At 37.9% G+C, this 15,496-nt stretch carries 13 protein-coding genes and 5 pseudogenes; 5 read left to right on the forward strand and 13 right to left on the reverse strand.

All coding sequences use genetic code 11. The features are described from left to right. Nucleotides 1-28: 28 nt before the first annotated feature. Nucleotides 29-412 (forward strand): hypothetical protein, encoded by a 384-nt coding sequence (locus KA717_00975; GenBank protein ID UXE61594.1) that lies wholly within the window; start codon nt 29-31, stop codon nt 410-412. A gap of 155 nt (nt 413-567) precedes the next feature. Here KA717_00975 and KA717_00980 read toward each other — a convergent pair. Next, a pseudogene (locus KA717_00980) lies at nt 568-1,905 on the reverse strand (IS5 family transposase). 109 nt (nt 1,906-2,014) lie between these two features. Continuing rightward, a pseudogene (locus KA717_00985) lies at nt 2,015-3,296 on the reverse strand (ISKra4 family transposase). Between the two features lie 139 nt (nt 3,297-3,435). Here KA717_00985 and KA717_00990 point away from each other — a divergent pair. The 3 genes and pseudogenes from KA717_00990 (at nt 3,436) to KA717_01000 (ending at nt 5,869) form a co-directional block, all read left to right on the forward strand. Then, a complete protein-coding gene (locus KA717_00990; protein ID UXE61595.1) occupies nt 3,436-4,263 on the forward strand; it encodes a hypothetical protein in 828 nt (275 codons plus the stop codon). Between the two features lie 344 nt (nt 4,264-4,607). Beyond that, nucleotides 4,608-5,363 (forward strand): annotated as a pseudogene (locus KA717_00995) (transposase). A 269-nt stretch (nt 5,364-5,632) separates the two neighbouring features. Continuing rightward, nucleotides 5,633-5,869 (forward strand): annotated as a pseudogene (locus tag KA717_01000) (transposase). Nucleotides 5,870-6,110: 241 nt separating this feature from the next. Here KA717_01000 and KA717_01005 read toward each other — a convergent pair. The 4 genes from KA717_01005 to KA717_01020 form a co-directional block, all read right to left on the reverse strand. Continuing rightward, nucleotides 6,111-6,782, reverse strand: a complete 672-nt coding sequence (locus KA717_01005) for a hypothetical protein (GenBank protein ID UXE61596.1) — start codon at nt 6,780-6,782, stop codon at nt 6,111-6,113. Between the two features lie 66 nt (nt 6,783-6,848). Then, on the reverse strand, nt 6,849-6,971 hold the full coding sequence (locus KA717_01010; protein UXE61597.1) for a XisI protein: 123 nt from the start codon (nt 6,969-6,971) through the stop codon (nt 6,849-6,851). Further along, nucleotides 6,959-7,120: a hypothetical protein gene (locus KA717_01015; GenBank protein UXE61598.1), complete on the reverse strand. Its 162-nt coding sequence runs from the start codon at nt 7,118-7,120 to the stop codon at nt 6,959-6,961. The genes KA717_01010 and KA717_01015 overlap by 13 nt, the downstream gene beginning before the upstream one ends. After that, entirely contained in the window at nt 7,110-7,277 is a 168-nt protein-coding gene (locus KA717_01020) for a hypothetical protein (GenBank protein UXE61599.1), read from the reverse strand. Before KA717_01020 ends, KA717_01015 begins: the two co-directional genes overlap by 11 nt. Before the next feature lie 124 nt (nt 7,278-7,401). Here KA717_01020 and KA717_01025 point away from each other — a divergent pair. Next, a pseudogene (locus tag KA717_01025) lies at nt 7,402-8,683 on the forward strand (ISKra4 family transposase). 291 nt (nt 8,684-8,974) lie between these two features. On the opposite strand, the gene KA717_01030 reads toward KA717_01025, so the two are convergent. The 7 genes from KA717_01030 to KA717_01060 form a co-directional block, all read right to left on the reverse strand. Then, nucleotides 8,975-9,229 (reverse strand): hypothetical protein, encoded by a 255-nt coding sequence (locus KA717_01030; GenBank protein ID UXE61600.1) that lies wholly within the window; start codon nt 9,227-9,229, stop codon nt 8,975-8,977. Nucleotides 9,230-9,337: 108 nt separating this feature from the next. Next, nucleotides 9,338-9,757, reverse strand: a complete 420-nt coding sequence (locus tag KA717_01035; GenBank protein UXE61601.1) for a PIN domain-containing protein — start codon at nt 9,755-9,757, stop codon at nt 9,338-9,340. Further along, nucleotides 9,744-9,986, reverse strand: a complete 243-nt coding sequence (locus KA717_01040) for a CopG family transcriptional regulator (protein UXE61602.1) — start codon at nt 9,984-9,986, stop codon at nt 9,744-9,746. Before KA717_01040 ends, KA717_01035 begins: the two co-directional genes overlap by 14 nt. A 310-nt stretch (nt 9,987-10,296) precedes the next feature. Continuing rightward, nucleotides 10,297-10,572 (reverse strand): type II toxin-antitoxin system RelE/ParE family toxin, encoded by a 276-nt coding sequence (locus KA717_01045; protein UXE61603.1) that lies wholly within the window; start codon nt 10,570-10,572, stop codon nt 10,297-10,299. After that, on the reverse strand, nt 10,553-10,948 hold the full coding sequence (locus KA717_01050; GenBank protein UXE61604.1) for a DUF433 domain-containing protein: 396 nt from the start codon (nt 10,946-10,948) through the stop codon (nt 10,553-10,555). Before KA717_01050 ends, KA717_01045 begins: the two co-directional genes overlap by 20 nt. A 330-nt stretch (nt 10,949-11,278) precedes the next feature. After that, nucleotides 11,279-12,355 carry a caspase family protein gene (locus KA717_01055; GenBank protein ID UXE61605.1) on the reverse strand — a complete coding sequence of 359 codons (1,077 nt, stop codon included), beginning with the start codon at nt 12,353-12,355 and terminating at the stop codon, nt 11,279-11,281. Between the two features lie 17 nt (nt 12,356-12,372). After that, complete coding sequence (locus KA717_01060) at nt 12,373-15,414, reverse strand: GAF domain-containing protein (GenBank protein UXE61606.1); 3,042 nt, start codon at nt 15,412-15,414, stop codon at nt 12,373-12,375. Nucleotides 15,415-15,496 lie beyond the last annotated feature (82 nt).

Here is a 15,496-nt window from a genome sequence, read left to right on the forward strand (position 1 = left end):
AAGTCTATACAGAATTAAAGGGAAACGGGTGTATGTGGGTGATGGCATCAAAGTGGGGAAAGAAGGACGCAAGATGCCAGGTGTAAAACGACTACACCAAGAATCGGAAGATGTGTCCAAGCCAGAGTGGATAAGGGGTCATTACTTCAATGCCTTGAGTATTTTGGTGGGAGTAGGGAAAGCCTGCTTTGCCTTGCCCTTAGTGTTGCGGCTAGACGATGGCATCAAGTCCAAAGCAACCGAGAAGGGGGAGGGAAAAGGCAAAAAAAAGGTGAAGACGAGCCTGGTGACAAAAATGGCTGACCTTTGTGTTACTTACGCAGAGGCAGGGAGTTATGTAGGGCTTGCTGAAAAAGTCAAAAAACGAAAGAAATGTGGGTTAGGGAAGTATGGACTGAAAAAGCATAGATAACTTATCCTTATGGAAACAAATCAAAATACAGATTTTGTTTAATCTATTGTTCCTTTCTGTCTAAAAAGGTCAACACAAATCACTCCTCACAAAAGAGAGGAAAATTAACACCATTTTTCACAAGAAAAACGACTCTACAACTTTTTACTTTTTGTCTTCTGAAGTAGAGTAGAAAGATTCATTACCAAAAAGTTCATCGCAATTACCGTTTCCGAGGTCTCAGGTAGTTTGGCCATCACTCGACCAAGACTAAATTTCCTCTTTCCCTGTCCGAATTTACCCTCAATGGCATTACGCACTCTTTCATCTGAGCGTGCCTCTTTCTTTTTTTCTTTGCTCACCTCTTTCGGCGGTCTTCCCAATCGGGGACCACTCATTCTTATATCCCTTTCTTTACAATAAGCTCGATTCGCTTTTGTTCGATAGATTTTATCCACATGAACCGATTCCGGATAACATCCTGTTTCCCTTTTATATTCTTCTATTCGCGCTTGTAAATCTCCCGATTCGTTGTAATTATCCCAACTTAATTTGTCTAAGAAGACAAAGCCATTCACATTACTTGCCGATATTTTAGCTCCAAACTCTACTGCTTTTCCCGCTTTTCCACGCACTATTGGACGCACGTGAGGTTGGCTTACACTCACAATTCTGTTTTCTACTTTATTTGTCTTTTTTTCATACATTTCTAACTGTTGCTCATACACTTTTCCTATCGTTACAAGCTCTTCTTGCTCTTTTTTCGTTAGTTTTTCTAACTTTGCTCCCTCTTCTATCATTTTTTCTATATGAGACAAGTTTCTTTTTATATATCCTAGTTGTTTTTTTGTTCCTTTTCTTCTTTCTTTTTTTGACACACGACGTTTTTTTGCTATGGCTAAGTACTCTTTTCTTGCCACTTCCCTATAAGTCCTCGGCTTTTCTTTCCTTTTCTCTTTTATTTCTTCATACAGCTTATCTATTATTTTTTCTGTTTTTTCTCTGGCATCATTCAATATTCCTATATCCGTTGGATATTTTATATCTGCTGGTGTACAAGTCGCATCTAACAATAACTTTCCTTCATTTTCTTTTTTTTCTGACGCTACACCCGTCGCTTTTTTTTCTATTTCTTTATTAATTTTATTTATTAATTCCATTCCTATTTTTTTACGAAAATGAACCATCATTGACGCATTAAATGCTTCTTTGCTACTATAGCTTTCCATTCCTATAAAGTACTGTAAATAAGGGTTCTCTTTTATTTGTTCTACTGTTTCTCTGTCACTTTTTCCTGAAATTTCTTTGATAATTAATGCTCCTAATGCCATTCTAAATGATTTGGCTGGGGCTCCTTTTTTTTCTGTGAAGTTTTTTGCATATTCTTCCTCATATTCTTCCCAGGGAATCATTTTTGACATTTCTATCCAACGATTTTCTTCGTCTAACTGCCCGCCGAACAGATTTTTCAAGTTTTCTGGTGTTTCAATTGAGTACTGTTGCTTTCGGTACATCTGCTTTCTCTCTTCTTAATGCAATGGTTTTGAGGCATTCTACCCTATTTTCGTGCATTCTAGCGGTTCTTAATTGGGTGCGACCTTTAGTTGATAAAAGCTGTTGTAATCAGGGTTCTACAGGGAACCCATATTGATCAAGTTTTGCCCAAAATTGACTCCATCGTTCCTTGGTCAATACCAAAGCTCGTAGGCTCAAAATAATTCCTGCTCCTTTTTCCTTCCATCGCATCCCTGAACAACATAATCGTTGTTTGACCAACGTCTTACAAGCTGCTTCCGTAACACCTGAACCAATCGGATACTTTTTCTCTAAGTATTCAGCATAATCCATTTGATGCTGATGATTCTCGTAATAAGTAATCGCCGCTTGTAGTTTCTCGGTAAGATTCTTAGAATGACTTTTTTCTTCTTTGACTTCTTTCATCAGATTTAGCAGTTCTCCTGCTTTTCCTTTTTCATGCTTGAGTTCTCGACAATTTTCAGTCAACCATTCTTTTTGTTTTGACACGGTATTCGGATGCAACGCTTCTGCCAAGGCACCTAAGTAACCAGAGGCATGATAGAAATCTAATATCTGTTCTTCCGTTTGCTTTTCTAAAAACTTCCAATTTGATTCTGCCCCGTCTGCTATCCCGACCAATGTTGCCTCTGGATAACGGTTTTTCGCTCGCTCAATTTCTCTTTCCAATCTTTCTAGAAAACTCTTTTTTCCATACTCTGGTGCCGCACCTAGATAGATTGTATGTTGACGTTCGCCTTCACTATCGTATAGGGAAACGGTTCCCACCATTGCTTCACGGTAGCCATCCTCACACATCAGCATACAGGTTCCATCTAATCCTATTCCCACTGTTGCAATTTGGCTATCCTCCTTGGGCGGGGCATAACTCCACGCTTCTTCTTTTGCTTGTACCACACTTCCTACTGCTTCACTCAATCTTTGGATATAGGATAGCGCTACTTTTCTACCATGATTTTCTAATAAATCATTTTTCACCTCTTTGCCTGCCATCCCTGACATTTTTGAGGATACCTGTTTTGCCAATAATGGCGTTGATGTTATGATTATCCTTGCTTCTCTTTCTAAGGGGCAATACGTTTTTCCTCAAAGGTGAACGCTGATATACATGACGATTCACTATAACCTCACCATAAGGTGTTTGATATTCTTTCGGTTGCTCTCCCTTACTCTTCCAGATTTCTTCACCGATTTTTAAGGGTGAACCATCTGTATCTAAATATTTCAAGGCTTCTTTGCTGGCGATGCAACCTACTTCGTTTAAGCCTTTTTGAATATTTATTTCTGTATCCAACATTGAACGACTTAGTTCTAATGTTAGTTCTATTTTTATCTTTGAACCCTCTACATTAATTAGTTTTGCTGTCATCATTGTTTCCTCTTTGTCACTTTTCATCTCATGTTAACACTTTTCTTTTCCTTCATCAACTAAAGGTCACACCCTCTTAATTCGCCTACTATTTTTCTCCGTAAAGGTCTCAGCTTTTTTCAGCAAGCCCTATGTAATTTTGGATGCTTATTTTGCTTGCGAACCAGTGCTCAAAAGTTTTCGCCAGAACGCCTTGCATCTAATCACAAGAGTGCGTTGCTCCACCGTCGCCTATGCCCCCTTTTGTTCCGTGCCGACGCTGACGGGGAGAGGACGACCACGGATTTGGGGGAGTTCGATAAAACTAGAAAAGCTGTTCGCTCTGGCGGCGGACTTTCCGACAGCTAAAGTCTGGCTCTATGGTCAACAAGTCACGGTTTCTTATCAGTGCTTTGAGTTCCACTGGGATAGTCCCCATCAGCTCGTCAAGTTTGTTCTGACCCAATTGCCTAACGGACGACGACTGATTCTGCTTTCTACTGATCTCTGTTTGACTGGACCTGAGATTATTGCCGCTTACGGTCTCCGATTTAAGATTGAAGTCACTTTTCGTCAATTAGTCCATCTTTTGGGCAGCTTTGCCTATCGTTTTTGGCTTAAGAGTCTTCCTACTTTACCTACCTGGCCCAGCAATCTTATCCTCAGTGACTATCCACAAGCTGTTCAGACTCAGATTTTAAACAAGGTAGAAGCCTTTGAGCGTTTTGTTAACCTTAATGCCATTGCTTTAGGGCTACTTCAAATTTTCGCCTTAGAGTTACCCCAGGGGATTTGGGCTAATTTTCCTCGATGGTTTCGGACATTACCATCCTATGGCTACCCTAGTGAACGGATTGCTCAACTAGCCCTTCAACATCAAGCCCAAATGATTTTTCCTCAAAGTCCACCCAGTCTGCTTTTGCCTAAATTCCTTACCGCTAAACTTGCCTCTTCCTCAAGCCCTGATATGCTTACTTTCGTCGCATAGTCATTACCTTATCTGGCATCCATAAACTTCCCACTGTCCAGAAAACAGAAAAAATAATAGATAAGCTGTATGAAGAAATAAAAGAGAAAAGGAAAGAAAAGCCGAGGACTTATAGGGAAGTGGCAAGAAAAGAGTACTTAGGGTTTGCTGAATAAGGATGAAATCCTTGCTAGACAATACTTTCAGGCATTTTACAAACGACCAGATGCAAGGTTATGGCATTTGGAGGCTCAAAATCCATGCACTTTGCTGGAAAAATGTGAGGTAAAACTGGAAACTGATCTCTGAAGTCACCATTTTTCGCGCCCTGTGGCATCTAGGTTCGTTTTGTGGACTTTTTCAGCAAGCCCTACTTAGCCATAGCAAAAAAACGTCGTGTGTCAAAAAAAGAAAGAAGAAAAGGAACAAAAAAACAACTAGGATATATAAAAAGAAACTTGTCTGATATAGAAAAAATGATAGAAGAGGGAGCAAAGTTAGAAAAACTAACGAAAAAAGAGCAAGAAGAGCTTGTAACGATAGGAAAAGTGTATGAGCAACAGTTAGAAATGTATGAAAAAAAGACAAATAAAGTAGAAAACAGAATTGTGAGTGTAAGCCAACCTCACGTGCGTCCAATAGTGCGTGGAAAAGCGGGAAAAGCAGTAGAGTTTGGAGCTAAAATATCGGCAAGTAATGTGAATGGCTTTGTCTTCTTAGACAAATTAAGTTGGGATAATTACAACGAATCGGGAGATTTACAAGCGCGAATAGAAGAATATAAAAGGGAAACAGGATGTTATCCGGAATCGGTTCATGTGGATAAAATCTATCGAACAAAAGCGAATCGAGCTTATTGTAAAGAAAGGGATATAAGAATGAGTGGTCCCCGATTGGGAAGACCGCCGAAAGAGGTGAGCAAAGAAAAAAAGAAAGAGGCACGCTCAGATGAAAGAGTGCGTAATGCCATTGAGGGTAAATTCGGACAGGGAAAGAGGAAATTTAGTCTTGGTCGAGTGATGGCCAAACTACCTGAGACCTCGGAAACGGTAATTGCGATGAACTTTTTGGTAATGAATCTTTCTACTCTACTTCAGAAGACAAAAAGTAAAAAGTTGTAGAGTCGTTTTTCTTGTGAAAAATGGTGTTAATTTTCCTCTCTTTTGTGAGGAGTGATTTGTGTTGACCTTTTTAGACAGAAAGGAACAATAGATTAAACAAAATCTGTATTTTGATTTGTTTCCATAAGGATAAGTTATCTATGCTTTTTCAGTCCATACTTCCCTAACCCACATTTCTTTCGTTTTTTGACTTTTTCAGCAAGCCCTATTTAAGCCATATCCAAAAAACCATTGCCACCAGCCCTGATGTAGCAAAATGGCACTTGAGCATGGATTGCCTAAATACCCATCAGTCAGAATCTTTGGTTCGCTATGTAGCAGAATTTGAGGGACTTAATCTTGAATTAGGAGAGAAGGGCAAGAGTGGCATCCTTCAATCAATGGCGAGTAGAGCAACTTTTCTCAGTGACCCCAATCATCGAATTGTTTTTCACTTCACACCGAAGCATTGTTCATGGCTCAATCAAATTGAGATTTGGTTTGGTATTTTAATGCGTAAGTTACTGAAACGAGGAAATTTTCTCAGTCAAGATGATTTAAGAACGCAAATTCTTGACTGGAGAGTGCGAAGTTCTCTGTCAGACATTTTGACAAAATGCCTAAAAGCCTTGCATTGAAAGCCTTTCAGCGATTATGAGTCTGGAAGAGGGGTGAAGGACGTTGGGGGCTGAAACCCTAGTAAACTCGTTGATTTTCCTAGAACTTCGCACTGTCCAGTTCTTGAATTCATCGACTATTTTAACCGCACTATGGCGAAGCCCTTTTGATGGACGTATCGGGGGAAGGTTTTGGCTGCTTAAATTTTATAGCACCCAAACTTACGCCTTGGACTACTAGCGATATACGCAATGTCTTTGGGTCTTCATCTGCTTCCCTGTTGATTTTTTCGATTTGTTCAAAAATAGCTTCCGTTTCTGCTATCTTTTTTTTCGGTTTGCTTTTTAATACTCTTTTTAAGCTATACCCCAAATCATTCAATTTTCTTCTGATTGTTTCCGATGATGGTAGTTCTTCCTCTTGATAACCTGATTGTACAATCAGTTGCCTACGCACCTCTTCACTTGTTATTCTCGTATATAATCGCGTACTTTTAAAACTTCGGTCTGTTTGACTTTTCGGCTCCACTATCGACTTTATATCTTCTAAGATATTCGGTAATTTTGTTTCTATTTTTTTGCGCCCACTACGGCTGCGACCATCTATGAATGCTTGACCACTCGTTAATTCTTCTGTTCCTTTGCGGATTGTTCGTCTATTCCACCCTAATTCGCGTTCTGCGAAGGTTTGTCCCCCTATTCCCAAACCTTGTACAACCTGTGCCATGAATTGTCTCCTGTCGCTACCTTTTAGTTTTTTGGCTGTTTCGATGTACAGCGATTTTAGGTCTTCACTGATTTCCGTTACTGATTTTTTCAGCATACAATTTACCTTTTTGTTAAAACTGTCTTTTGCTATTCTATCGGATCATTTATTTTATGGCTATCTCTAACGACTATGATGATCATCAAATACTGGATCAAGATGAATATCGCCGTGAGATGGCCGCAGTTTTGCATAATCACTAATCACTTGTTTAATAATTTCTTGATAAGTTTTTAAGGTATCCATTGAATAATCTCCTGATGCTCAATATTGATAATAAGAAGTTTTAGCGGAATTTCGGCGATCGCCACTTGGCCAATGGGTTCACGAAATATATCATTATAGGTTGTTTCAGAAATTGCTAGATAGAGATCACGGTCTGGATCAACTATCAACTTGATTGAGCAAGATTTTATACAATAAATATTGACCAATAGCTTCCTCTAAATCAGTAACCTGGGATTGACCTTTAAATTGCTTAATTTCAATCGCAATGCGTTGATCGCCGCGACAAATGCCAATAAAGCGGCTTGCACCTAAATCAACAAACAAAAAGCGATCGCCATAGGAAATAACATAGGGATCATCCGTAATTACCCAACGGGTGTGACCTTTAGTTGATGAAGGAAAAGAAAAGTGTTAACATGGGATGAAAAGTGACAAAGAGGAAACAATGATGACAGCAAAACTAATTAATGTAGAGGGTTCAAAGATAAAAATAGAACTAACATTAGAACTCAGTCGTTCAATGTTGGATACAGAAATAAATATTCAAAAAGGCTTAAACGAAGTAGGTTGCATCGCCAGCAAAGAAGCCTTGAAATATTTAGATACAGATGGTTCACCCTTAAAAATCGGTGAAGAAATCTGGAAGAGTAAGGGAGAGCAACCGAAAGAATATCAAACACCTTATGGTGAGGTTATAGTGAATCGTCATGTATATCAGCGTTCACCTTTGAGGAAAAACGTATTGCCCCTTAGAAAGAGAAGCAAGGATAATCATAACATCAACGCCATTATTGGCAAAACAGGTATCCTCAAAAATGTCAGGGATGGCAGGCAAAGAGGTGAAAAATGATTTATTAGAAAATCATGGTAGAAAAGTAGCGCTATCCTATATCCAAAGATTGAGTGAAGCAGTAGGAAGTGTGGTACAGGCAAAAGAAGAAGCGTGGAGTTATGCCCCGCCCAAGGAGGATAGCCAAATTGCAACAGTGGGAATAGGATTAGATGGAACCTGTATGCTGATGTGTGAGGATGGCTACCGTGAAGCAATGGTGGGAACCGTTTCCCTATACGATAGTGAAGGCGAACGTCAACATACAATCTATCTAGGTGCGGCACCAGAGTATGGAAAAAAGAGTTTTCTAGAAAGATTAGAAAGAGAAATTGAGCGAGCGAAAAAACGTTATCCAGAGGCAACATTGGTCGGGATAGCAGACGGGGCAGAATCAAATTGGAAGTTTTTAGAAAAGCAAACGGAAGAACAGATATTAGATTTCTATCATGCCTCTGGTTACTTAGGTGCCTTGGCAGAAGCGTTGCATCCGAATACAGTGTCAAAACAAAAAGAATGGTTGACTGAAAATTGTCGAGAACTCAAGCATGAAAAAGGAAAAGCAGGAGAACTGCTAAATCTGATGAAAGAAGTCAAAGAAGAAAAAAGTCATTCTAAGAATCTTACCGAGAAACTACAAGCGGCGATTACTTATTACGAGAATCATCAGCATCAAATGGATTATGCTGAATACATAGAGAAAAAGTATCCGATTGGTTCAGGTGTTACGGAAGCAGCTTGTAAGACGTTGGTCAAACAACGATTATGTTGTTCAGGGATGCGATGGAAGGAAAAAGGAGCAGGAATTATTTTGAGCCTACGAGCTTTGGTATTGACGAAGGAACGATGGAGTCAATTTTGGGCAAAACTTGATCAATATGGGTTCCCTGTAGAACCCTGATTACAACAGCTTTTATCAACTAAAGGTCGCACCCTACCCAACCATCATTAATGACTGCCTGTTTAACTGCTTCGTGACTGGAATCTCTAGCAGGCAAAGTAATTACTCCCTATGTCTTTTTTTCTAATAATATAGACTAACACACCAGTTCAAAATGATCGCATTTTATAAAAACAGAATTTGGAACCGCGATCGCTGTTTAAAAGGTGAGAACAAGGGGCGATCGCTTTTTAAATCGGATTTGAGAGAGATGATCGCTGTTTGAAATTGGGATTATAGGGCGATCGGTGTTTAGTTGATTCCCGTAATATGTCGTAAAATCGTATCTAATTTTTGATTAATCTCATCACGAAACCCTTCAAAGTCCGATTGAAGACGATCAACTTTATCTTCGAGATGATCAATCTCCTCATAAACCCGATCAAAGCCTCGATTTAGCTCTCTTCCCGTCACTTGTGTATCTTCCAGACGTTCTACACGCCGATTAAGACTCCTCAATTGACGCTCCACTTCATAGTTGTCGTTCGGTTCCTGAGCTTGTGCCATAACTACAATCGTTCAATAAAAATTCCCTAATCCATTATAGATTGTTTAATTAAGGGCGATCGCTTTTTATAAAACTAGAATTAGAACCGCGATCGCACTAATTTATATTCATTCTTGAAAAAGGTTTTGAAATGGTTCCGTATTTTTCCAACGATAGGTATTGAAATCTCGATAATCAACGGAAAGAATTTGACCTGAACCTAATTCTTCTGCCAAAATAACTAAAGATGCGTCGGCGAAATCCATTGGCAAGTCTCTATATTTTTGCATCAGTTCTTCAATGCGTTGGCAATGTTTAATTTTGAGATCGAATACCTGTAGTTTTCCTATAGAGATTTTATGAATAAAGATTTTTGGGGCATCTATTCCCACTCGTTTTTGCAGTAAATAGCAAGTTTCCGTGACGACGCACCAGGTTGTAATAAATTGTTCATTTATTAATTTTTGAAATTGCTTTTTTGCGAGTGGATAAAGTGAGTCTTTTTGATTGGCAAGGGCAAGCCAGAACCCCGTATCAACTATGATCATATTGTTGATTCAGTTCACTCGTTAAATAGGTTTTATAGTTTTGTGAAAGGTCTGGTTCGGCTTCTATACAACCAATAAAGTCAGACCAATCTTCTGTTGTTTGTTCTTTTGTTTCCTGGGGATTGGGAGAATATTGTTTTTTTAGGACATCTACAAGTTCGAGAATGGTCTTTTGTGCGTCGAGGGGAAGAGACGCAATTTCTTGTTGGATTGTCTCTAGATTTACCATTATAGTTATCTGCTTTTTTCTGCCATTATATCTTAGCTTTTGTAGATTCGCTTGGTATATTTTCCTGTTTTTTATTGATTTTTCTCAAAAATTACGTTACAGAAATGATGTTTACTTTGCGATTTAATGTTATTAAAATCTCATAAATCATCGCTTTTTATAAGACCAGAATCAGAAGAGGGATCGCACTAATCCAAAACGATCGCTTTTTATAAAAATTAGGATGGAAACGGCGATCGCTCTAGTTTTTGGGTAATACCAAATCGGACAAGTTTTTATCATATAATTCAGCCTTTATGATGTTGACAAATTAGTAAATATCTCCCCTAAAATCTATCGCATAAATCAATAATTCATCTTGCATAAGGTCAACTGTAAAGATAACTCTAACCTTGCCAATCCTAAGTCTTGAGAAACCTTCCCAATCTCCCTTTAAGGGTTTGACATCCAGTTCTTCATAGATTATGGATTCTGATTTTTCCGATAAACTCAGTAAGAAGGAAATTTTGTTTTTTATTTTTTCACTTTCTTTTACCGAGATTTTTTTAAGAAATTTGATAGCATTTTTACTCAGGACTAACTTCATTTTTCACCCAATCCGTCATATCCACAAAATCTGCTCTATCATAATCTGATGGTGAACCAAAATGTTCCTCAATATCTTTTTGTTCTTCATCACTGACATAGGGTAACTGAGATAAAGACAAAGAAAAATTTTCCTTTCTTGAGATTTTCTGTAGGATTTCTTTATTTTCTCCGTTGTATTGAATAGCCTGAGCCGCGTAATATAAAGCCTCTTGGATGTCTTCTTTTTCTAAGCCAGGAAAGGCATTAAGAATCTCTTGATCTCGCATTCCTTCTGCAAACAGACTAACCACTGTTGCCACAGGTATTTGCAGTTCTCGGATATAAGGTTTCCCGCCTTCTTTTTGGGGATCAAGGGTTATTCTGGTAAGTAGCACGGTTAACTAGGCTCCTGACGATACTTAACAAACATATTAACACCAACTCCTAGCTAAATACCAAAAACATGATGAGTTCTGATCGCTGCGGATTTTTGTGAATATTCCCCCTAAATAAAAAATATAAAGCTTTTGTTTTACCGTTCGGTTGTCTGTAATAGTTGCTTAATTGAGGATTGAAAAGAAACGGCGTTGTCGAAGGCACTGCGAAGCAGACCGCACTAATCCAAAATGATCGCTTTCGCAAACTTCATCGTCTGTGCTAAATAATTCTAACAGTGGGATGTTTAGTTTCCTGTTGTTAACCTAACCTACAGATCAGCGATCGTACTAAGAGTATTGACGAGCCAGAAAAAGATATTGGCGTACCTCCTTTACTAAATCATCATACTTACAATTTTTTTTGCAATTATTAATAAAATAAAGCATTTTTAGCTCAAGATCTTCACCCTCCAAGCTAAGGAGACTCTCGTTAAAATTCTTACATAAAATCTCAAAAGCTTGCCTATCAAAATTAGTTTTCATGGCTTCCCATAATTCATTTATTCCAATTTCAGGAAGTTTTTGTATTAATTGTTTTTTAGGAGGAGACTGAGCAATAATAAAATTCTGAGTTGCAGCATTTATAAATGGATGTTGTGGCGTGGATTTTATAGCTTTCCCATTATGTTGCGTTACATTTTTATAAATATATTCATATAAGCTAATAACCCTAATTTCTCCCTTCTCATTTGCAGCAGCCCCTTTTAGTCCTTCTAATAAATAGTAAGTAAATAAACCATGTTCAAGGAAAGTATTCTCTAAAAAACGGAATTCCGATGATACTTCATCAGGTCCGCAAGAAGTGATAATAACTCTCCCTTCTTTATTAAGCATTTGGTGCTTCGTTTCAGGAGAAAAACCCTTGTAATGCCCTTGTAGTGTTCCAATTCCTGACGAGTGACAGGTATCTAAAAAAATAACTAAATAATCAGCATTAATAGAACCCAAAGCCTCTGTGAAATTTGTATGAGAAACACAAGTTTCATGAACCCTATCGTCTTCAGCATCCACAGGACATAAATATTCCCCAGAATGTAGCCCACCATTTATAGAAACCCCATGTCCAGCAAAAAATATAATTGCTGTGCCTCCTTTTTTGGTAGCGTCGGCTAACCAGCGCAAGCCTCCATCTATATTAGGCTCTGTAGCTCTTTTATCTGTGACTTTCCTTATATTATTACTAGAATAACCATTATCAATTAAAACTTTAAATAATGCCTCAGCATCAGGTTCCGCATAGGAAAGTTTCGTAACATATTTATACTCGTTAATCCCAATTAATAAAGCATACAGGTTATTAACCGATTCAACGCTATCTTCAACAATCAATTTTCTTTCTGAGGAATTAAGCTCTTTTTCTAACATAATTAATCTCCTAGTAATTAGTCGTTAACTGACATTGAATTTGGTTTAATTGGTAAAGTAACAGTAAATTTAGATCCCTTATCTACTTCACTTTTAACACTAATAAAACCTCCTAAACTTTGAACATAAGTCTGGGCAATTGATAATCCAATTCCAATTCCTTTTTTTTCAGAAGTGCTAGGATTTCCAAACTCCTCTTGGACGATGCTACTGTATTCAATACTAAAGACTCGCCTCAGATGCTCTGCTAAAATTCCCTTTCCTGTATCCTTAACCCAAACTTCTACAGAAGTTTCTTTTTGGCCATTAATGCCTACACCATTAATCCGTTGTCCCCCCAGTGATAGAACTCCCCCTTCTGGCATAGCATTAAGAGCATTACGAATTAAAACTTCAAAAACAGCGGTCAATTGCTTGATCCCAGCGTAAACATTTGGTAGATCATCAGGAAGTTGATTTTCCTTAATAATTTCAGGCGGTAAACTGCCGATTTGTAGTAAAATATCGTCTATTATACTACAGACATTGATTAATACCTTATCTTCCTCTTGAATCCACACTTGCATACCTTGTGCTTTTTGAGCAATTCGAGCAGATGAAACGAAAATTTTCCATGCTTTTTCTCTTTCCTCACTATCAGGAGAATTCAAATCATAAAGCTCCCCTGCCAATTTGCGAATTTCGTCCATTTCACTATTAATCTTAAGAATTAAAGAATTAGTGACGTTTGCAAATTCAATCAAAGCTTTAGTTTTAATTAGTTGTTCTTTATTTGTGAAAGTTTGAATAGCAATAACTACTTGATCTGCTAGAGCTTCTAGCATTTGTTCATCTCTTTCATCAAATGCTGCCTTACGATAGCTTTCTAAGTTGATAACACCAAATAGAAGCTTTTGATCTATTAAGGGAACACATAACTCAGAACGAGATTTTTTTTCATAGATAGATTTGTAACGATTATCCGTCTGAACATCAGGGACATTCGCTGTCCTCCGATTTTCAGCAACCCATCCTGTAATTCCTTCTCCTAATTTAGTGTGAATTGAAGACGGATTAGGATCACTTGCTGGATGCCAAACTTTCATTTCTAATTCTTGTTTTTCCTGGTCGAAAATACGTATGTCAGCTAGATCTGCACCAGTACATTCCTGGGATTTCTGCATAATTAATGTTAGCAATCGCCGATCATCCTCTGGCAGGATTTTTAAGCTGAGAGTGGTTTTAATATAGCGATTAATATCACTTAAAGCAGTTAGCCATTTTTGACGATTTTCTAGCCATTTTTGACGATCATTTAGCCATTGCTGATTCGTAATGGTGATTGCAGCTGAAGCAGCCAACGTTTCAAGAATTCCTTTTTCATCAGCTGTAAATTTATGCGGTCTGCGATAATTAACCAAAAGTGTACCGACAATTTGTTCATTGACTTTCAATAGAATTCCAGCCGTTGCCTGAATGCCTTCATTTTGAGTGAAATTAGATTCACCAAATACCTCTTGATAATCCTCATCAGTAGAATAAACATTCTTTGCCCTTCTGACGAGCTTATACGGTACGTCCTTGCTGCTAATATTTTCTTCGTCTTGGTGATCACCTTTTAGCCGTCCTGCCCTAGCTGGTGACGAAAGAAAGAAATCACTAGCTTGAATATATCTATAAATAGTGATAGTGTCAGCCGCTAAAACATTAAGGGTACTCCAGGCAATATGCTCTAATAAATCCTCTTTAGCTAGACTATTTGTTAAAGATTGAGCCACAGAATGAAGCACAATAAACTGAGTTCTGCTATCCCGTTGATGCTCATAGACCATCGCATAATGAATAGCTTGTTCCAAACGATTGCCAAACAATTTTAACCAATCAATTAGCTGGTCTTTCTTAAAAGGATCAGGATACTTAAAATGCTTTTCTTGCTTAAACTTAAAATGCTTTTCTTGCTTAAAATGAATATACAAACAGCCTTGATATTTGTCTTCGCTTGTATATTCTTGCACTATTAAAGGGACAATTACAATTGTTTTAATTCCCTGCCTAAAAGCATTAGGATTATAAATTTCCAGATCTTTAATCTGTTGACCTTGGGAAAAATCTGGTACTATTATTATTTTATTGTCACGAATTGCCTCTAAACCTCGACCATTCTTTCTTGATGTACATTCTCGAATAAAATCACGACCGATATGACCACAAAAAACAGTGTAAGTGTAAGGAATAGAGTCCAGATTAACTTCTAGTAATTTTTCCTGAATATTTCCATGAGAACCAATTTCTAGAACAGAAGATTTAGCTGGCAAGCCTTCCAAAAAATGAAGATTAGTAGCATCAGCTTCAACTGCTTGCATAGCAACTTTAGCGATACTCTCTAAAACCGAAGGAAGTTGGGTTTTACGAATTTCCAAAGCCCATCGCCCCGCCTTCGCAATCAGCTTATTTACTTCATCTAATTCAATCGGCTTTCGCGGATTGTTATATCCAACTTCAATCGTTCCGATCACTTTAACTTCATGACCCTTATAGGATTCTAGTTTCGATACTGGTAGAAAAATCCCTACAACATCTTGCTGACCGTTACCGTTGGGTTCATGTTCTTTCCCTTGATTAAACCAATCTTCATTCACATCACGGGGAGTAGTCCACTTTCCTTCAAATTTATCAAACCATTCTTGATCATTCGCACCTTCATGATTCTGAATTAAAATCAGGGGTGTAAAAATTCGTACCATATTCTGGTGATTATTTTCTTTATAAACCCATTTATCAAACCGACCCTTTTTATCCCAGCCAGCAATAATCTCTGTTTTACACGTTTGACAAATATCAGCTTGAATATCTCTTAAATCAGGGTTGGGTTCTAAATAATGCCTAGCTTTGCCTGCCCAAGCCTCTCCCGTTACAGCTTCGATAATTTGTTCTTCAGGACGAATTAATTGAATTGAGGCAACTGTAAACCCTAGCCTATGGCATTCCTGGATAATCTTTGTGAGACGCTCTTCTTGCCTAAATAACAAGGAGGTTGCTTTCTCTATCTTTTTTTCAATATCAATGATGTTGTCTATCATAAAAGAGTTTTTGTAAAGAAATATAAGTAGTGAGGGTGTGACCTTTAGTTGATGAAGGAAAAGAAAAGTGTTAACATGGGAT

This window comes from Woronichinia naegeliana WA131 (genome assembly GCA_025370055.1).
Taxonomy (GTDB): domain Bacteria; phylum Cyanobacteriota; class Cyanobacteriia; order Cyanobacteriales; family Microcystaceae; genus Woronichinia; species Woronichinia naegeliana.